Annotated in this window: 18 protein-coding genes; 14 read left to right on the top strand and 4 right to left on the bottom strand. The window is 60.1% G+C overall.

Translation table 11 applies throughout. The features are described from left to right. Nucleotides 1–2 precede the first annotated feature (2 nt). Complete coding sequence (locus H0194_RS00935) at nucleotides 3–464, top strand: hypothetical protein (protein ID WP_185176041.1); 462 nt, start codon at nucleotides 3–5, stop codon at nucleotides 462–464. Here the strand turns inward: H0194_RS00935 and H0194_RS00930 are convergent. Together H0194_RS00930 and H0194_RS00925 are read right to left on the bottom strand one after the other, a co-directional pair. Beyond that, the gene (locus H0194_RS00930) at nucleotides 405–1,541 is read right to left on the bottom strand and encodes a glycosyltransferase family 87 protein (RefSeq protein WP_185176040.1); all 1,137 of its coding nucleotides are present in this window, start codon (nucleotides 1,539–1,541) and stop codon (nucleotides 405–407) included. The genes H0194_RS00935 and H0194_RS00930 overlap by 60 nt on opposite strands. Before the next feature lie 130 nt (nucleotides 1,542–1,671). After that, nucleotides 1,672–2,151, bottom strand: a complete 480-nt coding sequence (locus H0194_RS00925; RefSeq protein ID WP_185176039.1) for a DUF3817 domain-containing protein — start codon at nucleotides 2,149–2,151, stop codon at nucleotides 1,672–1,674. A 137-nt stretch (nucleotides 2,152–2,288) separates the two neighbouring features. Between H0194_RS00925 and H0194_RS00920 the strand changes: the two genes are divergently transcribed. The 13 genes from H0194_RS00920 (at nucleotide 2,289) to H0194_RS00860 (ending at nucleotide 17,949) form a co-directional block, all read left to right on the top strand. Next, entirely contained in the window at nucleotides 2,289–3,236 is a 948-nt protein-coding gene (locus H0194_RS00920; RefSeq protein ID WP_185176038.1) for an acyl-CoA thioesterase, read from the top strand. Nucleotides 3,237–3,334: 98 nt separating this feature from the next. Continuing rightward, entirely contained in the window at nucleotides 3,335–4,087 is a 753-nt protein-coding gene (locus H0194_RS00915; protein WP_185176037.1) for a YebC/PmpR family DNA-binding transcriptional regulator, read from the top strand. Nucleotides 4,088–4,189: 102 nt separating this feature from the next. Beyond that, on the top strand, nucleotides 4,190–4,825 hold the full coding sequence (ruvC, locus tag H0194_RS00910) for a crossover junction endodeoxyribonuclease RuvC (RefSeq protein ID WP_185176036.1): 636 nt from the start codon (nucleotides 4,190–4,192) through the stop codon (nucleotides 4,823–4,825). A gap of 12 nt (nucleotides 4,826–4,837) precedes the next feature. Then, a complete protein-coding gene (gene ruvA / locus H0194_RS00905; RefSeq protein ID WP_185176035.1) occupies nucleotides 4,838–5,473 on the top strand; it encodes a Holliday junction branch migration protein RuvA in 636 nt (211 codons plus the stop codon). Nucleotides 5,474–5,485: 12 nt separating this feature from the next. Further along, entirely contained in the window at nucleotides 5,486–6,562 is a 1,077-nt protein-coding gene (ruvB, locus tag H0194_RS00900) for a Holliday junction branch migration DNA helicase RuvB (protein WP_185176034.1), read from the top strand. A gap of 64 nt (nucleotides 6,563–6,626) precedes the next feature. Then, entirely contained in the window at nucleotides 6,627–6,893 is a 267-nt protein-coding gene (gene yajC, locus H0194_RS00895) for a preprotein translocase subunit YajC (RefSeq protein ID WP_185176033.1), read from the top strand. A gap of 176 nt (nucleotides 6,894–7,069) precedes the next feature. Continuing rightward, nucleotides 7,070–8,941, top strand: a complete 1,872-nt coding sequence (gene secD / locus H0194_RS00890; protein WP_246388963.1) for a protein translocase subunit SecD — start codon at nucleotides 7,070–7,072, stop codon at nucleotides 8,939–8,941. Between the two features lie 2 nt (nucleotides 8,942–8,943). Continuing rightward, complete coding sequence (secF, locus tag H0194_RS00885; RefSeq protein ID WP_185176032.1) at nucleotides 8,944–10,200, top strand: protein translocase subunit SecF; 1,257 nt, start codon at nucleotides 8,944–8,946, stop codon at nucleotides 10,198–10,200. 103 nt (nucleotides 10,201–10,303) lie between these two features. Beyond that, the gene (locus H0194_RS00880; RefSeq protein WP_185176031.1) at nucleotides 10,304–11,860 is read left to right on the top strand and encodes an ABC transporter substrate-binding protein; all 1,557 of its coding nucleotides are present in this window, start codon (nucleotides 10,304–10,306) and stop codon (nucleotides 11,858–11,860) included. Between the two features lie 60 nt (nucleotides 11,861–11,920). Beyond that, nucleotides 11,921–12,472: an adenine phosphoribosyltransferase gene (locus H0194_RS00875; protein WP_185176030.1), complete on the top strand. Its 552-nt coding sequence runs from the start codon at nucleotides 11,921–11,923 to the stop codon at nucleotides 12,470–12,472. 123 nt (nucleotides 12,473–12,595) lie between these two features. Continuing rightward, the gene (locus H0194_RS00870) at nucleotides 12,596–14,839 is read left to right on the top strand and encodes a RelA/SpoT family protein (RefSeq protein WP_425486436.1); all 2,244 of its coding nucleotides are present in this window, start codon (nucleotides 12,596–12,598) and stop codon (nucleotides 14,837–14,839) included. Nucleotides 14,840–15,117: 278 nt separating this feature from the next. Further along, entirely contained in the window at nucleotides 15,118–17,172 is a 2,055-nt protein-coding gene (locus H0194_RS00865; RefSeq protein WP_343061310.1) for a bifunctional metallophosphatase/5'-nucleotidase, read from the top strand. Between the two features lie 168 nt (nucleotides 17,173–17,340). Beyond that, complete coding sequence (locus H0194_RS00860; RefSeq protein WP_246388961.1) at nucleotides 17,341–17,949, top strand: DUF421 domain-containing protein; 609 nt, start codon at nucleotides 17,341–17,343, stop codon at nucleotides 17,947–17,949. Nucleotides 17,950–18,044: 95 nt separating this feature from the next. Here the strand turns inward: H0194_RS00860 and H0194_RS00855 are convergent, their stop codons facing one another. Both H0194_RS00855 and H0194_RS00850 read right to left on the bottom strand, forming a co-directional pair. Next, entirely contained in the window at nucleotides 18,045–18,314 is a 270-nt protein-coding gene (locus H0194_RS00855) for a hypothetical protein (RefSeq protein ID WP_185176028.1), read from the bottom strand. A gap of 102 nt (nucleotides 18,315–18,416) precedes the next feature. Continuing rightward, nucleotides 18,417–19,301: a peptidylprolyl isomerase gene (locus tag H0194_RS00850; RefSeq protein ID WP_185176027.1), complete on the bottom strand. Its 885-nt coding sequence runs from the start codon at nucleotides 19,299–19,301 to the stop codon at nucleotides 18,417–18,419. Between the last annotated feature and the right edge of the window lie 116 nt (nucleotides 19,302–19,417).

Genomic DNA, 19,417 nt, shown 5'->3' with positions numbered 1-19,417 from the left:
TCATGACGTTAACAGCAGGCATTCTCGTCGCTGTACTCTTCGTCCTCACGGTATTGGCACTGTGGGCGTATTTTACGGCGCAGCGCCTGAATACCCTTCATGTGCGCACTGACTCCGCCCTGCAGCAGCTGGAGGCGGCGTTGAATCGCCGTGCCGCGGTGGCTGCGGCCCTCATCGACGATGTCGTTGACGCTGCACAAACGTCTGAGGCAATCGCGTTGACCCACTTTAACCTGGAAGAACGGGCAGCAGCGGAGCGTGCACTCAGTTCCGCCATTGCGAGCTCCGGGAGCGCGGATGTGGCTCCCGTCGTCGACGCGGAGGCGCGCGTGCAGCTAGCGCACCGGTTCTACAACGAAGCGGTCGCCGATACGCGGGCCTTGCGCTTGCGCCCGGCGGTCAAGTTATGCCGCCTCGGCGGCACCGCGCCGTTGCCGGACTTCTTTTCGTACGTCATTCGCTAGCCACACCACAGACAACACGAACATGACGAGGATGAGCACGTTGCGCACGACAAGAGCGTTGACCCCGGCCGGCAACTGCTCGTACACCAAGTCCCAGTAGTGGAACGGGAAGATGAACGTTCCTAACGCTGCCGCAAGCACCGTCAGGGTCGCGGTGGCGTAGCCCAGCTTGCTGGGCGCGCTGCGCAACGCAACGGCGAGCACCGGCCCGAGCCACACGATGTACTGCGGTGAAAATACCTTGTTGACCACGATGAGCCCGAGGATAACCGCGACGAAGAAGACCGCGGTGAGGTGAGGGTCCCAGTCGCCACGTATGAAGTGCCATACAGCCCAAGCCAGTACGACGCCGATGAGCAAGATCATCGCCTGGGAGGAGAGTGCGATAGCAGTGTCCACACCCGGACCGGTGATTTCAAAGCTTTTCGACGGCGCGTAAAAGACCTCGTAGGCGGAGTCATTCAACGCAGCATGGATAAACGGGGTGGCGGCGATGGACTCGACCTGTAGGCCCCGCTCACTTTGATAACTCAGCGGGCTGGTGAGACGTTCCCACCCGGCCGTGGCCACTGTCACGGTGCATAACGCGATTCCCGTACCGACGAAGCTCAGGAGACGTGCCCAGGATCGGGAGTCGTTGTAGCGACCGACCAATCCTGCCGCGAGGACGCCAGGCCACAGCTTAATGGTGGTTGCGAACGCTAGAAGCCCTGCACCCCAGGTGGGGTGAGATACCAGCAGAGCTGCGGCGATGCCGACGGCCAGGCCGGGAACAAGGTCGAGGCGGAGGATAAAGATATGACCCGCGGCAGTTCCGAAAAAGATCCAGAACCAGGCGGCGACGTAGGCGTGTCGCCCCGCAAGGTGGTGGCGTCGCAGGAGGAACGCCAGGAACGCGGCGTCGAGAAGCAAACAGAAGATGATGAAGGTGACGTAGAACGCGTCGCGGGACTCCCCGCCGGTGATCCATGCCAGCAGCTCCACCGGCCAGGTACCCGCGTGGGGATACTCCGTCATGGCGCTCGGGTCGTTGCCAAATTGCGCATGGAAATAGTAGGCGACGTCGCCCACCGGCATGCGGTCACGCTTAAATAGGTAGAGCGAGAACAAACGAGCTACGGCCCAGGCCGTCCATATCCCCGCCAAGGGTGAAAGCCCCCAGCGCTCCGAGAACCCGTTTGATTCTGTATCTCTATTCACCGCGTGTCTACTCACCGCGGATGGTTCCTTCAACGTCTACGGGAGGACCGAGAGTGAGCAAGACGGAGAACACGATCGTGATCAGCACCAAGATGATGAGGATGCTACGGACGGGATGCCGGGTAACCTGTGCCAACAAGGTGTCCACGGGGCCGCGGGGAGTCGCGTCAGCGTCGACGTCGCGGAAGCGCCAGCCGCCCTCGAGTAGCCCCTTTTTGTCCGCCCATAAGGCGAAGGGGAGTGCGGCATAGGGGATGACGGACACTAACAAACCTGCGAGCCCAACGCCTGCGGGCCAGCGATTGTTGACCCAAAGCAGGATAGTCATCGCGGCGAAGCTTAAGAATCCAAAGCCGTGGATGCCGCCGGCGAACGGCATGACGGCCTCGGTGGTGTTGGAATACTTCAATGCCATTCCGACAAGGAGCAGGGTCCAAGTGCCCATTTCCAACCAGGCGGCAGTGCGATGCAAGGAACGTGGAGTCATGGTGGTCAAGTGTAGTCGCGGAATGACCGCGGGTTGTAACGTGGTAAGGCAACCTGTCGGCCCCGCGCGCCGTGCGCACATGCTGGGCCACGCTAGGAAACCAACAACTCGGAGAACAATAAGGACGGGCACCCACTGTGACTAACATCGCGGACATCGTCAACATGGAGCCGATTTCGGCTCCGCCGACCGGCGCGGCCAACTCGTCCGGATCGGCCAGTGCGACCGACGGCGGCGGCACCGACCGCGGCCACGGCGTGTTTCCCCATAGTTGGTTCGAGGGCCGGACTATTCCCTCGGAGTTGCGGCGTACCTTCGGCGGTCAGGTGGCGGCACAGTCTTTCGCGGCGGCGATGCATACTGTGGAGGGGAAGATTCCCCACTCGTTGCATGGCTATTTTGTGGCAGCCGCCAAATCCGCGCTCCCGTTGCATTTTGATGTAGAGAACCTGCGGGATGGACGCAGTTTCTCTCACCGCCGGGTGACCGCGATGCAGGAAGGCAAGCCGGTGTTCATGGCGATGGTGGGGTTTCAAACTCCAGGCGGCGAAGGGCCTGAACACCAAGACCTCATGCCGGAGGTTCCTAGTCCGGTGGAGATCCGGCACATGGATGAGGCCGTGCCGCCCAGTGCGCGAGCGCTGCTCCAGGAATGGGAAAACTGGGAAATTCGGGTGGTGCCCTCCGATTCCTACGAGCACGATCCTCGCACGCCGAGCCAGCAGATGGTGTGGATGCGCTCGAAAGAACCCGTGGTGGGAGACGAGCTCGTGCACTATCCAGCGCTGGTCTATATCTCGGATATGACGCTGCTATATTCCGCGCTGGTTAATCATCAGGGGCACGAAGTGCAGATGGCCAGCCTAGACCACAGCGTCTGGTTTTACCGGGAGCCCAAGGTTGATGAGTGGCTGCTGTATGACCAATCCTCCCCGGCCGCAGGGGACGGCCGCTCGCTGACTACGGGGCGCTTCTTTGACGTCGCCGGAAACCTGGTGGCTGTAGTCAGTCAGGAAGGTTTGACGCGGTCTTTGCGTCCAGGCGCGACTACATTGCCCATGGATTCGCTCAAGCCCAAAAAATAGGAGAAAAACCTGGGCGAGCGCAGGGCTGGAGAGCTCGGCACGTATAATCGACACCATTCATCAAGAGCAAAGAATTTGCCAACCGTGAGGGAGTTGACATGGCAGGCCACTCAAAGTGGGCTACAACCAAGCACAAAAAGGCTGCTAACGATGCGAAGCGTGGCAAGGAATTTGCCAAGCTCATCAAGAATATTGAGGTAGCGGCACGCACCGGGGGCGGCGACCCGTCAGCCAACCCGACGCTCGATGACATGATCAAAAAGGCCAAGAAGGCCTCCGTTCCCAACGACAACATTGAGCGTGCCCGCAAGCGCGGCTCCGGCGAGGAAGCCGGTGGCGCGGACTGGGAAAATATCACCTACGAGGGCTATGCCCCCAACGGCGTAGCCATGCTCATCGAGTGTTTGACTGACAACCGCAACCGTGCCGCCACCGAGGTCCGTACCGCAATGAACAAAAACGGCGGCAACCTCGGCGAATCCGGCTCGGTGGCGTACATGTTCTCCCGTGTGGGCCAGGTTTTCGTCGAGAAGGGCGAGCTCACCGAGGACGACGTGCTCATGGCTGTTCTCGAAGCCGGTGCCGAGGAAGTCAATGATGCCGGCGAACGCTTTGAGATCATCTGCGATCCGAGTGCGGTTCAGGACGTTAAGGTTGCGTTAGCAGATGCGGACATTGAGGTCGATGACTCGGATATTGACTTCCGCGCATCCGTCGAGGTTCCCGCTGACGCTGAGTTGGCGAAGAAGGTCTTCCGCCTTATCGATGCCCTTGAAGATTCCGACGACGTCCAGAACGTCTACACCAACATGGATGTTTCCGACGAGGTTCTCGCGGAGCTGGAGGACTAGTTCCGGAACTTTTACGCAGGGGAAGGCACCACGCGAGTGGGTGTCCTTCCCCTTTTGTCTGCGCCGTGTGGTAGAACAAGTGTGTGAAGTGTGGAGGCGAGTATGCAATTAGAAGGACTGCGGGTCATGGGAATCGACCCCGGCCTGACGCGCTGCGGATTGTCCGTCGTGCAAGCCGGTAGGGGGCGAGTCATCCTGCCTGTCTCCGTCGGTGTTGTGCGCACCCCGAGTGAGTCGGAGCTGACGGAACGTCTCTTGCGCCTGTCGAGGGCGGTAGGCGAGTGGATGGATGACTATTCCCCCGACGTCGTGGCCATCGAGCGTATCTTCGAGCGCGGCAACGTCGCCACCGTCATGCACACCGCACACGCTGTGGGGGTCCTCGTCCTGGCCGCCGCGGAACGAAACCTGCCGGTGTATATGTACACCCCGTCGGAAGTGAAAAAAGCTATCTCCGGCAATGGCCGTGCTGATAAAAAGCAGATGACCATGATGGTGACCCGTATTCTTGGGTTGAGCGAGGCGCCCAAGCCTGCCGACGCCGCGGATGCTCTCGCTCTTGCTATTTGTCACTGTTGGCGGGCCCCGGCGCTCGCCCGCACCCGGGGGCACACGACCGCAGCAGGTCATGCACGCCGTGTCGACGGGGGAGTACGAGGCCCTGTCCGCTCCTTAGATCGCACCTCAAACGACCGGACCTCTACGGGCCGGACCGCTACAGCACAAACAGAAAGTTAAGGTTTTAGGCTCATGATTTCTTCCCTTCGCGGCACGGTGTTGGACATTGGTCTCGATTACGCGGTGATTGAGTGCGCAGGCGTCGGCTACTTGGTCAATGCCGCGCCGTCGGCTTTGAATACGTTGGTTCGAGGCGAAGAATCGACGCTGCTGACCTCGTTGGCGGTCAAAGAAGATTCGATGACCTTGTACGGCTTCGCTTCGTCTGAACACCGGGATATGTTCCACATCCTCCAAGGGGTCTCCGGCATGGGACCCAAGCTGGCGATGGGCGTGCTTTCGACGCTGGAGCCCGGCGACATCGCCCGTGCTCTGCGTACGGAAGACCAAAAGACCTTGCTGCAGGTCAGCGGCGTCGGCAAGCGCATGGCGCAGCGCCTCATTGTGGAATTGAAGGACAAGGTGGATGGCCTTGGCATCGCTGACGTAGAAGGCTCCGCAGGCGATGCGGGCGGCGCCGCCGGGGGCGCAGGCGAACACCAGGACGTGGCAGACCGCGCTGTGGAGGCACTGGAAGGCCTGGGCCTTCCAGAAAAGGAGACACGTTCCGTGGTCAACGAGGTCATTACGCGGACCGAGAGCGAGGGCAAGACGCTTGAGCTTTCCCAGGTACTGTCCGCCACGTTGTCGCAGTTGGGTACACGCTAAGATCGGGGACTAATGAGCGATATCGAGCGGACAGAGTTTAGCCTGCCGGAACCCGCCGGCGATCCGGGAATTGAACCCAATGAGATTGTGCGGCCGGACCAGCAGGTCGGGGACAGCGACGTAGAAACTTCGCTGCGCCCCAAGAGCCTTGATGAATTTATCGGCCAGCCCAAGGTGCGTGAACAACTCTCATTAGTTCTCTCCGGCGCGCGAAACCGGGGCGTGACCCCTGACCATGTCCTCATGTCGGGGCCACCCGGGTTGGGCAAGACCACCATGGCTATGATTATCGCCCAGGAACTGGGGACCAGCCTGCGTATGACGTCAGGTCCCGCGCTGGAACGCGCGGGAGATTTGGCGGCGATGCTGTCCAACCTCATGGAAGGTGATGTGCTCTTTATTGACGAGATTCACCGCATCGCCCGGCCCGCCGAGGAAATGCTGTACATGGCTATGGAGGACTTCCGTATCGATGTGATCGTGGGCAAGGGGCCGGGAGCGACGTCCATCCCGCTGGAGATTCCGCCGTTCACGCTCGTAGGTGCCACCACCAGGGCCGGTATGCTGACTGGCCCGCTGCGCGATCGTTTTGGTTTCACCGCGCAGATGGAGTACTACTCGGCGGCGGACCTGACGCGAGTGATTACGAGGGCCGCAAAGATTCTGGGGGTATCTATTGACGCGGACGCTGCGTTAGAGATCGGATCCCGTTCGCGTGGCACCCCGCGTATCGCGAACCGCTTGCTGCGCCGCGTCCGAGACTTTGCGGACGTCCACAGCGATGGCCATATCGACCTCGCTGCGGCGCAGGGAGCCCTCAAGGTCTTTGACGTGGACGACAAGGGTCTCGACCGCCTGGATCGGGCAGTACTCGAAGCGCTGATTAAGAACCATGGTGGGGGCCCAGTGGGCGTGAACACTCTGGCCATTGCAGTGGGCGAGGAGCCATCCACGGTGGAAGAAGTATGTGAGCCGTACCTCGTGCGCGCGGGAATGATTTCGAGGAGTCCCCGCGGTCGCATCGCGACGGCGTCGGCCTGGCGGCACATCGGGCTGGAGCCACCGGAAGGGGCTCTGGGCTTGTTCTGACCTTCACGTGTCGATGCCTTCAGATATTGGAGCTCGGCTGGCAAATCTGGAACACTGAGCACTTATGAGCACAAGCACAATTATTCTTATCGGCGCCCTCGTTCTCTTTATGTTGCCCTCCATCCTGGTGATGAGCCGGGAACGGAAGCGACAGCAACAGCTCAAGGAGTTCCAGGCCAGCTTAACTCCGGGGAAGCGAGTTATCTCCGGCTCGGGGATCTACGGCACCGTTGTCGAGGTCTCTGAGGAAACGGACACCGTGGAACTAGAAATTGCGCCTGGCGTCCAGGTCACCATGGCGCGCGCTGGAATCCTCCGCAGCCAGGGCTAAACCTGGCCAGTAACTGTACTGCTAGGTACAGAGTGCTGGAGCCCAGGGGTGTCGTCCAAGCACCTGCTTGCTATCACGTACCATTGTCAGATGTGTTTGGTGCGGGCACCGGGTCCGCACCGTAAACGATCTCGTCGTTTTGCACCGTCTACCGTATCGTGCACAGGAGATGTTCCTTGTCTGCAAAGTCAGCGAAACCTGCTAAAAAGAGGCAAACGCAGCCCCGCGCGTCATGGCCGAAGCAGGCCTTGGCGTGGTTCGCGCTCATCATTGTTGTGATCTATGCCCTCATTTTCCTCACCGGGAACCACAAACCGAACCCGAAAATGGGTATCGATTTGCAGGGTGGCACACGAGTAACCCTAGTTCCGCAGAGCGAGGATCCCACGCAGGACCAGCTCAAGCAGGCGCGCACCATTTTGGAGCAGCGCGTGAACGGCATGGGTGTGTCCGGTTCCGAGGTGGTCATCAACGGCAACACCTTGGTGATCACCGTCCCCGGTGAGGATACCGCCCAAGCGCAGGCGGTCGGCCAGACCTCCCAGCTGCTGTTCCGCCCGGTGGCTCAGCCACCGCAGCCGGACATGGCCAAGCTCATCAACGAGGTCGAAGAGATGGCCAACCGCTGGGTCGAGTGGGGAGTGGTCCCGCCAGAAAAGGCGAATGAGTCGCTGGATCAGATCTACAAGGCACTGGATCAAGCCAATACTCAAGATGACGCAAAGAAGAAGAAGGATGACGTCAAGGCACCGACGGTGACGGCCAAGCCTAAGCCGGAGCCTGCGAACTCGCTCGAGGCCGCGGAGCGTCGCGACAAAGTCACTGAGATGCTCCTCAAGGACCGTCAGTCGGAGGATCCCACCACGCTGTCCGCCGCCTCCGCGCTTTTGCGCTGTGAACCAGGGGAGACCGACCCGCTCGCCGGATCGGATGACCCCGCGAAGCCTTTTGCTGCCTGCGACTACAGCACAGGACAGCCGTACATCCTCGAGCCGGCACCAGTGCTGGAGGGCATTGACGATCCCAACGGCAAGCGTCTGACGGGCAACGAAATTGATACTCAAAAGCCGATTAACGGTGGCATGAACCCGCAGAGCGGACAGATGGAGATTAGCTTCGCCTTTAAGACAGGCGACGGACCGAATGGTTCCGGGACGTGGGCGAAGCTCACCGAGGAGCGACTGCAGCAGCAGGTGGCCATCACCCTGGACTCCGCGGTGATTTCTGCGCCGGTTATTCAGGGGGCGACGCCGTACGGCTCGTCCACCTCCATCACGGGTGATTTCAGTCAGGAAGAGGCCACTTCTTTGGCCAACAACCTGCGGTACGGTGCGCTGCCGTTGTCCTTCGTTGGTGAGAACGGCGAGCCGGGCGGCACCGCGGAGACCGTACCTCCGTCACTGGGACAGGCCGCACTTAAGGCAGGTCTGATTGCAGGACTGGTCGGTTTGATCGCGGTGGCGATATACGCCTTCATTAACTACCGCGCCCTTGCGCTCATTTCCATGCTCACCCTCGTGGGCGCTGGCGCTTTGACCTATGGCGCGTTGGTCTTGCTGGGGCGCTGGGTCGGCTACTCCTTGGACCTGTCCGGCATTGCCGGTTTGGTCATCGGTGTGGGCGCCACCGCTGACTCTTTCGTGGTCTACTACGAGAGAATAAAGGACGAGATGTTGGAAGGTCGCACGTTCCGCTCCGCTGCAACCAAGGCTTGGGATCGCGCTAAGTCGACCATCGTCACCGGTAACGCGGTGACACTCATCGGCGCAGTTGTGGTGTACTTCCTCGCCATCGGCGAGGTCAAGGGCTTCGCCTTCACCATGGGCCTGACCACCTTGTTCGACCTCGTGGTCTCTTTCCTCATCACTGCCCCATTGATGATTCTTGCCGCCCGTAATCCAAAGTTTGCCAAGCCCTCCATGAACGGCCTGGGCGGCATCATGAAGCTTGCCGACGAGCGCGAGCGTGTACGCCGCGAGGAATCCTCGGCCGCCGCTCCCGCCGTCGCCGCAACCCCCGCTGCGGAACCTACTCCTGAGGAGAAATAGCAATGGAATCTAATACTGTGGAGACCCCAGCATCCCGCCCGGCAACGGCGGCGACCCCTTCAGGATTTGATCGCCTGTACACGGAGTCCGGCGGCATCGACTTCATCGGTCGCAGTAAACTGTGGTACTGGATCACCGTGGGCCTGCTGGTCTTGTCCCTCGGCGCCATTGTGCTGCGGGGATTCAGCCTTTCACTCGATTTTGAGGGCGGCACCAAGCTGAACATGCCTGCGGGCGACCTCGTGGCCGAGCAGGTTGAAGATACCTTCATCGACGCCACAGGCGTGGAACCGGAAATCACCCAAATCGTGGGATCCGGTGATTCTGAGACCCTCGAGATTACCTCCGAACGCCTGAGCCAAGAGCAGGTGGACAAGGCTCGGGCTGCCATCTTTGAGAAGTACCAGCCGCAGGATGCACAGGGTAAGGCCACCCCGGATGCCATCGGCTCCTCGACGGTCTCTGAGTCGTGGGGTTCGTCCATCACTAACCGCATGCTGCTGGCCATGGGCGTCTTCCTTCTCACCGCCTCGCTGTACGTCGCCGTGCGCCTGCAGCGAGATATGGCCCTGGCAGCGATGATCGCGCTCGTTGTTGACGGCATTGTCATCGCCGGTATTTATGCCCTGTTTGGCCTGGAGGTTTCTCCGGCCGTCATCATCGGCCTCCTCACCGTCCTGACCTTCTCTATCTACGACTCCGTCATTGTTTTTGACAAGGTCAATGAGAACACCAGCGGGTTGCAGGGCCAGCGCAAGCGTACCTACGCCGAAGAAGCAAACCTTGCCGTCAACCAGACCGTGATGCGTTCCATTTCCACGACGGTTATCTCGGCGTTGCCGATTGTGGCGTTGTTCGTCATCGCAGTCTGGCTCATGGGTATTGGTACCCTCCGCGACCTCGCGCTCATTCAGCTGATTGGCGTTGTCGAGGGCATCTTCTCCTCCATTTTCTTGGCTACGCCGTTGCTCGTGTCCATTGCTACCCGCCGGAAGTCCATTAAAGAGCACACCGCTTCTGTCATGGAGTACCGAGCCAAAGGCGGACCGGCCGCGGCTATGACGGACGCGGAGGACGCGGTGCCTCGTGCCGCCTCCGGCAAGCGAACCGTACGCAGCTTCGGTGACCCCAGCGCAACCGGCGTCGTCACGCCTGCTTCGGCTAACGCCGGAGACCAGGTCGGCGATACAGCCGATACGGACGATACCGCCGGCAATAACCGTGGTATTGAGCGCGGGGGAGCCACCTGGCGCCCCTAGCCGTTGAAGTCCATTTGTCCAGCGAAAGGGTTCTAACACCGTGACCTTTGGTGTCAACCGCAAAAAGATGTCCCGTGTAGCGACCGTAATCACGGTCACTGCCATGTCGCTCGCAGCGTGTGGTGATGGTGGGGGCGGCAACATCGCGGGTCCTGAGGAATCGAAATCCACCGATTTCTTTGGGTACCAGGTCAACGCGGAGTTGGAAACGACTAACGCTGCAACCGCTTTTGGTGCGGCAAACCAGGCACAGCTGCTTGCGGGCCGTCTTTATCCTTCGGCCTATGTACCGGGCCCCTCGGGGCAGATGATCCCGAATACTGACCTGGTGGAGGCGGTCGAGCACACCGGGGATTCGCGGAAGGTGGTGTACACCATCAATCCGGAGGCGGCATACTCCGATGGGGAGAAAATCACGTGCGACGACTTTTACCTCTCTTACAAGGCAGGTAGTGATGCAGCGCGCTTTGGTTCGCACGTCCCGCTCATGGAGCAAGTAGAAACTTTCCGCTGCGCCCCGGGCGCCAAGAAGTTTAGCGTGTCGTTTAAGAAGGACATGGGTCAGCGCTGGCGTCACCTTTTCGGCCCCGGCACCGTGATGCCTGCGCACGCTATTGCGGACAAGGCGGGGGTGGAAAAACGAGAACTCACCGAAGCACTAAAAAACGACAATGCTGCAGTGGTAGATAAGGCAGCCAAGGCGTGGCGTTACGGTTTTCACCTCGACGACTTCGACCCCGCGATCCAAGTGTCCAGTGGTCCTTTCAAGATTGACAAGGTAGGTGAGCAAGGCGAAGTTGTACTTGTGACCAATGACTCCTACTACGGCGACAAACCCACACTCAAGACTTTGGTGGTCTGGCCGAAGTCTGCGGACTCTGCCGCGATCCAACAGGAGCAGGGCCTGCAGATCCTGGATGCCGACAAGAAGGAGCCGGAATGGTGGGATCGGAACGCTCCTGACAACCCGTTTACCAGCGAGTCCCTGGTGGGTGAGCTCACCGACACTCTGGTGCTGTCCGACGCCGGGACGCTCGGTCAGCAATGGGCCCGCCAGGCCTTCAACGCTTGCGTTGACCAAAAGGGACTCGCCGCGGCTAGCTCGAAGTACTCTGGCGTGAAGGTACCTCCTGTGTACTACCACGTCATTAGGCACGCGGATCCCATGCACCACCAGTTGGACTCCACGGTGAAGGAGTTCAAGGGCGTCGACAAGGCGGCGGCCGCAGGTCTGAGCGGGAATGAGATCAAGGTCGGCTACGTTGGCCCTGATGACCGCAAGAAGGCGATGGTCGAGTCTCTCCAGCGCAGTTGTGAACCCGCCGGAATCACCATTAAGGACGTGTCCAGCGAGTCCACTACTCAACTGGACCTCCAGCCGGGCGCGGATGGAAACCCGGCCATAGACGTGTTCCTTGGCGAGGTGGATCCTCTCACTGAACACAGCGACCTGACTGCCGAGGAGTTCAACGCCAAGGACTTGGCCGCCGCTGAAAAGCAGATGTGGGAAGATCTCAAGTCCATTCCGGTGGCTGCTGAACCACGTGTATTCCTCATGGATCGCAACGTGCGAAACGTCGTACCGTACACTGGTCTCTCGGGAATCGGTTGGAATATGGACCGCTGGGAATACCCCGAGGACGACTCTGGCAACGACTAAGCCCTCCATTCTGACCGTTCGCGACCACTCTCACACCATTGCACTTCATGAAGGACGAGCATGCTGACTCATAAGTACGCAACTGCGCGCGAGGCTTTGCTGGACAAAATTCGCTATGTCCAGGACTTTCCCGAGGAGGGGGTGCTGTTCGAGGATCTGACGCCCGTTCTCGCGGACCCGGACGCCTTCCATATTGTGGTAGACGAGCTCGCGGCCGCCTGCCAGGAGCTGGGCGCGGATATGATCGGTGGCCTTGACGCCCGTGGATTCCTCTTAGGTTCCGCGGTTGCCTACAAGTTGGGCCTGGGTGTGCTGGCCATCCGCAAGAAGGGCAAGCTGCCACCGCCTGTCTACACCGAGGAATACAGCCTCGAATACGGTTCGGCGGCGCTGGAAATCCCGAAGAACGGTGCGGATCTGCGTGGAAAGAAGATTGTGCTTGTCGATGACGTGTTGGCTACCGGGGGTACTTTGGTGGGCGCGCGCAAGCTCATCGAGTCCGCAGGCGGCGAGGTCGCGGGCAACGTTGTCGTCATTGAGGTTGATGGGTTGGGCGGCCGTGACAAGCTCGATGATCGTCCTCTGGTCGTTATTGGTGCAGAAAAGGAGTAGAAAGGATTAAACTTCTTTCTACGTTCCATAAGCCTTTAACGAGGGGTGACCATGACAGATTCGCAGACACCTCAATCTAAGGCCGCGCGCCCACCACGCCGTAGTCAGGGCACGGTGCGCAGTATGTCGGCGCGTCTCGCACGTTCACTGACGGGCTCCAAGATTAAGGCCAACCCGGTTTTAGATCCGCTGTTGAGCATTCACCGGGAGTTCCACCCGAAGGCAGACGTTGAGCTGCTTAATCGCGCCTACGCTAAGGCCGAGGAGCTTCACGAGGGAGTTTTCCGCAAGTCGGGTGACCCGTACATTACGCACCCGCTCGCAGTCGCGACCATCGCGGCGGAGATTGGCATGGACACCACCACGGTGGTGGCGGCGCTCTTGCACGACACGGTGGAAGACACCGATTACTCCCTGGAAGACCTCAACAAGGAGTTCGGCCCCGAGGTAGCCCGGCTTGTCGACGGCGTAACTAAGCTCGACAAGGTTGCCCTCGGCGCCGCCGCGGAGGCGGAGACGATCCGCAAGATGATCGTCGCCATGTCCCAGGACCCACGCGTCCTAGTGATTAAGGTGTGCGACCGGTTGCACAACATGCGCACCATGCGCTTCCTGCCGCCGGAAAAGCAGGCGAAGAAGGCCAGGCAGACCCTGGACGTCATCGCGCCGCTGGCGCACCGCCTCGGCATGGCGTCGGTGAAGTGGGAGCTTGAAGACCTCTCCTTTGCAATCTTGTACCCCAAGAAGTACGACGAGGTCGTGCGCATGGTGGCCCAGCGCGCGCCCTCCCGGGACCGGGCTCTCAAAGAGATCTCCGCTCAGGTGTCCAAGGCGTTGAAAGACAACGGCATCCAAGCAGAGGTCATGGGACGACCAAAGCACTACTGGTCGATTTATCAGAAGATGATGGTCCGCGGCCGCGACTTTAATGAGATCTTCGATCTCGTCGGCATCCGCATTTTGGTCGACGACATCAACAACTGCTACGCCGCCATCGGCGTCGTGCACTCGCTGTATTCCGCTCTGCCGGGGCGGTTCAAGGACTATATTTCTTCTCCGCGCTTCGGCGTGTACCAGTCCCTGCACACTACTGTGGTGACCGGCGGCGGCACGACGTTGGAGGTGCAGGTGCGGACGCACGAGATGCACTACAACGCGGAGTTCGGCGTGGCCGCGCACTGGCGTTACAAGGAGACCAAGGGCAAGAACGGCTCTGGTAACGAAGAAGTAGCGCAGATGTCCTGGATGCGGCAGCTGCTGGACTGGCAGAAGGAAGCGGCGGATCCCAACGAGTTCTTGGATTCATTGCGCTATGACTTAACGGCCAAGCAGATCTTCGCCTTCACTCCTAAGGGCGACGTGGTGAACCTGCCGGCCGGTTCGACGCCCGTCGACTTCGCCTATGCCGTGCACACCGAGGTGGGACACCGTTGCATTGGCGCCAAGGTGAACGGCAAGCTCGTTGCTCTGGAGTCCAAGCTGAAGTCCGGTGACAAGGTCGAGGTCTTTACCTCCAAGGATCCCAATGCCGGGCCCTCGCGGGACTGGCAGGACTTCATCGTGTCCCCACGCGCCAAAGCGAAGGTGCGGCAGTGGTTCGCTAAGGAGATGCGTAATGAGAACTTGGAGGCCGGGCGCGACGCCTTGGCCGCCGAGGTTCAGCGCGGCGGGCTGCCACTACACAGGCTGTTTACCGCGTCGTCGATGAAGCAGGTGGCCAACCAGCTGCACTTCGATGATGTGGACGCGCTATACACCGCCATTGGTGCCGGAACCATCTCAGCACATCACGTGTCCAACCAGTTGATGGCCATGTTTGGGGATCAAGACGATGCGGTTGACGCCTTGGCCGCTCGCACGCCGTTCTCTGAGCTAATCGGCTCCAAGGCGCAGGAGTCCGCGGATTCCAAGTCTGGCACGGGCATCCTCGTGGATGGCAGCCCCGATGTCATGGCCAAAATGGCCAAGTGCTGCCAGCCTGTACCGGGAGACCAGATCTTTGGTTTCGTGACCCGTGGCGGTGGAGTTTCGGTGCACCGAGTGGACTGCAGTAATGCAGAGAAGCTGAAGCAAGAGCCGGAGCGACTTATGAACGTCGAGTGGGCGTCGTCCACGCCTTCCGACGGCGCGTTTGCAGCCACGCTGCAGCTGGAGGCGCTGGATCGCCAGGGCTTGTTGTTTGAGCTCACCCGGGTGATGAGCGAGTCCAAGCTATCGGTGTTGTCGATGAACTCCCAAGCGACTGACGACCATATTGCTACGGTGCGGTTTACCTTTACGGTGTCGGACACCAAACAGTTGGGCGCGTTAATCACTACGTTGCGCAATACGGAGGGCGTGTTCGACGTCTACCGCGTGACGGCCTAGCAATAAGCCTGGGGGTGCCGGGTGTAGTCACATCTGCCACTCCAATCACAGTAGCGATCACACTTTTGGGGCTAGTACGCGTGGCGGGGGAGTGAACTGTATGGCCACCGCCCCAACCCAGGGTAAATCTCAAGTGAATTTGTTATCTATTCGTGGTAAACCTGCAGATTGGCCGTGATGTTGCCGGTTGTGGGAGTGCTCGGGCGAACTTAATTAAAGCTATAAATTTCACTGTAGGAATACGTACACGCCCACAACATCTTTCAGGAGCATTACCCGTGAGCACGAACCGCCGCTTTGGCCGTATGCTAGCTGCCTCGACTGCAGCTGCTACCGCCTTCACCCTCGCACCCGTCGCCATGGCCCAGGAGACCGTCGAGTTCTCCCTGTCCAACTTCACTGACTTCCACGGTCACCTCGAAGAGAGCGTCGGCGGTGACCTGACCACCAGCGAGATGGGCGCAGCCCGCCTCTCCGCGCTGGCTAAGCACGTCAATGAGGGCCAGGAGTACGCCCTGCTGTCGTCTGGCGACAACGTCGGCGGCTCCGCGTTCGTCTCCGCTATCTCTGAGGACGAGTACACCATCCAGGCGCTCAACGCTATGGGCGTTGACTACTCTGCCGTGGGCAACCACGAGTTCGACAAGGGCTACTCCGATCTCACCAGCCGTATCCAGCCGAAGTCCGAGTTCCCCATCCTCGGTGCGAACGTGTACAAGGGCACCGAGCGCGCTCTCGAGCCGTACAAGATTGAAGAGCTCAACGGCGTGAAGGTAGCCATCGTCGGCACCGTCACCGAGGCCACCGCTCAGAAGGTCTCCCCAGCCGCGCTTGAAGGCATCAGCTTCACCGACCCGGCAGAGGAGACCAACAAGGTCGCCAAGGAACTCAAGGCCTCCGGCAAGGCTGACGTCGTTGTCGCTCTCATGCACGAAGACGCTGAGGGCATGAAGGACAAGTTCAGCGCCGACGTGGACGTCGTCTTCGGTGGCGACACCCACCAGAAGACCATGGGCACCACCCCGATGCCTTACGCGCAGTCCCTCGAGTACGGCAAGGTCCTCACCGACCTCGACATTACCTACGACAAGACCGCTAAGAAGATCGTCGATGTCAAGCAGAAGCAGTACACCTACGAAGATGCTGCAGCGCTCACTCCGGACGCGGCCGTCGCATCCATCGTTTCTGAGGCGAAGGCTAAGGCCGAGGAGCTCGGCGAGAACGTTGTTGCGAGCGTCGACAAGCCGATGTTCCGTGGCTCCGACGAGGGCAAGGAATCCGGCTCCAACCGCGGCGTTGAGTCCACCCTCAACAACATCCTGGCCCAGGCCAGCCTCGTTGCCCTCGAGCAGGAGACCGGCCAGGACATCGACTTCGGCGTCATGAATGCCGGCGGCGTTCGCGCTGACCTCGCCGCTGGCGACGTCACCTACTCCGAGGCTTTCGCCGTGCAGCCTTTCGGCAACGGCATCGCCTACGCAGAATTCTCCGGCGAAGAGATCCTCAAGGCCCTGGAAAACCAGTGGAAGGCTGAGGACGAAAAGCGCCCACGCCTGTCCATGGGTCTGTCCCAGAACGTGACCTACACCTACAACCCGGAGGCACCGCGCGGTGAGAAGATCATCAACGTCATGATTGACGGTGAGAAGCTGGACCCGGCTGCCACCTACACCGTGGCTGGCTCCACCTTCCTCCTGCGCGATGGCGGGGACGGCTACTTCTCCGAGGGCGACGCCGAGAACCTGGTCGACGTTGGCCTGATGGACGTCGACGGTTTCATCAAGTACCTCAAGGCCGACGAGGCTGCGGTGCCGGAAGGCCAGCAGGCTGTGGGCGTGAAGGCTCCGGAGACCGCTGAGGCAGGCGAGACCATCACAGTTGACCTGAGCTCCCTGAACTACACCACCGAGGGCGAGCCAATGGCGACCACCGCCACCGTTGCCCTGGGCGACGAGACCGTTGAAGCAGCCATCGATAACGCGGCCCAGGAGGGCGACGCACAGTTCGGTGAGCGCGGCCGCGCTTCCGTCCAGCTGACCGTTCCTGAGGACGTCTGTGGCGAGCAGAACTTGCTCATCACCACCGACTCCAAGACCACCGTTATGCACCCCATCACCATCGGTGACCCGGCCGAGTGCCCAGAGCCAAACGGCGGCTCCACCGGATCCGCTGACGGTTCCTCCACCGGTTTCGGCATCGCGGCTATCGCGGGCCTCATCGCTGCTGTCTTGGGCGTGCTGAACTTCGGCACCGACATGAACTGGAACATCATCCCGGCACCGGTTCGCAAGGCTGTCAAGGACTTCCGCGCTTCGATGGGTTCCTCCCGTTAAAGCGTTTACGTCTCAGACTTAACCCACACTAGGCGGCAACCACCTCGGTTGCCGCCTTGTGCGATCTCATGGGTAAGAAACACCGTCATAAGTATTGGGCGCGCAGGTAGTCGTGTGCCTATTGAACGCCATAGAGAAGCCATAGCTCACCGAGTAGGGTGGAGGCTTGTGAGTTTCTGGGAATTGATTGGGCAAGAACTGCGATTCCAGTTGGGAATCGCTCCGCAACGCATCCTCGCGGTTGTGCTGGCCTCGGTAGGCATCTACCTGGCCTTCATGATTTTGGTGAAGCTCTTTGGCTCGCGGGTGTTGGTGTCCATGACAGCATCGGATGCGGTGATCATCATTATGTTCGGTGCCGTCGCCGGCCGCGTTATCGTGGGCAATCCGCCCACGTTGGCCTCCGGCGTTATTGGCTTGACTGTCTTGATGATTCTCGAGGCTGCGTTTGGCACCGTGAGGCGCTACGTTGCCTGGTCGAAGTTCATCGACCGCAGTCCCGTGCTCTTGGTCTATAACGGCCGCATGATTGCGGAGAACCAGACTTACAGCCACGTGACCGACAGCGATATCTACTCGGCCGTACGCAAGGCGGGGTACGGCCGACTAGCAGACGTCCAGGTGATGATCTTGGAGCCCGCCGGGCACCTAAGCGTCATTGGCATGGACAAGCAGCTTAACGCAAAGGTATTCAAAGGAGTCCGTGGCGCCGAGAAATACATTTTGACCGACTCGGGACCCGATCACCGTAAGCGGCCGCCCCACAAGGACAGTTAGGTGGAACCTAACTCTGCTTCGTCACGTTGAAATTAAAAAGGCCACGCCCGTGAGGGCGTGGCCTAATTGTTAGCGGCGGGAAACCGCTGTGCGGTTTACTTCAGGAAGTACTTGGAAACGAAACCGAAGATAGTGCCCAGGACGCCGATAACAGCGGTAACGACGCCAATCCACTCCTTGATCTCCTTCGGGTCAGCGGAGGAGCCGCCCTCGTCCGGCTTGGTGGTCTCCTTCGGAGCCTCGGAGGTGGTGGTAGCGGTGGTGGTCTCAGCAGCGAAAGCAGCCGGAGCAGCAACGGCGCCGGTGGTGGAGACGGTCAGAGCGGTAGCAGCGGCAACGATTGCCTTGCGGGAAAAGAGCTTCATGGTATTAAATCCTTCGAAAATCGTGGTCGACCAAAGTCTTCACTCATGGTAGTGCCCCTGCCAGGCTTTGGCAAGGACATCAAGTAGAAATCTTTAAGAATTCTAAGCAACCTTCGCGGACTTGATCTTGACCTCTTGAGCAGGCTCACCATCGCCCATTGCGGTGGAGTCACCCTTCACACCGGCCTCGGCAACCTTGTCGATTGTCTTCAGACCTTCTTCGCTGATCTGGCCGAAGTAGGTGTAGTCAGGTGCGAGCGGGGAATCCTTGTAGTTGAGGAAGAACTGGGAGCCGTTGGTATCGCGGCCCTTCTTGTCCTTGCCAGCATTGGCCATCGCGATGGAACCGCGAGGATAGATCACCGGATCGGTGGAACCATTGGCCTCGTCCGTCGGGTACTCGTTCGCGAAGGTAAAACCAGGGCCGCCGGAGCCCTTGCCCGTGGGATCGCCACACTGCAGCACGAAGATACCGGACGTGGTCATGCGGTGGCACACTGTGTCGTCGTAGTAGCCTTCATCAGCCAGGTGCTCAATGGCGTTGACGGTACACGGCGACGCAGCGCGGTCAAGCTCCATGCCAATCTTGCCCTGGTTGGTGTTCAAGGTGACGTTCACAGTTCCCTTGGCAGAGACATCCTTAGTCTTAGGCTTGGAAACCTTCTTCGCGGCCTTCTCCTTGCTGTCGACGTAGTCGCACTTCACGGTAGCCGGAAGAGCCTTTGCACGCTTCATCGCCAGGGGCTCGCCCTGCGGAGTCTGCTCCTCGCTTTGCTTCTCTGACTCTGTGGCGCTGTCAGCCTGGATCTGCTCCGGCGAAGGCTCGCGTGTGGCCAAGTAAGTGATGCCGCCGGCAATGGCGAGGATGGCGAGCAGCGACCACAGGACAACGCCGAAGGGGCGCGCCTTTTCTTTGCGCTCGCGGGATTTTAGTTCACGCTGCAGCGAGCCGAGGGCTTCTTCGCTGCGTTTGCGGTTGTCCGACACAGGTAGTCCTACCTTCTGGTGCGTTTGAAATTGCTAAGAGATTGCAGTCGTCAATTGATTCTAGCGGCACTAACCATCGGAGCTGTAGCGAGGTACCCGTGGGCGTGGCTATTGTG

The organism is Corynebacterium incognita (assembly GCF_014217255.1).
Lineage (GTDB): Bacteria > Actinomycetota > Actinomycetes > Mycobacteriales > Mycobacteriaceae > Corynebacterium > Corynebacterium incognitum.
The sequence above is the reverse complement of the archived record's forward strand: the minus strand, read 5'-3'. Positions and strand labels throughout refer to the sequence as shown.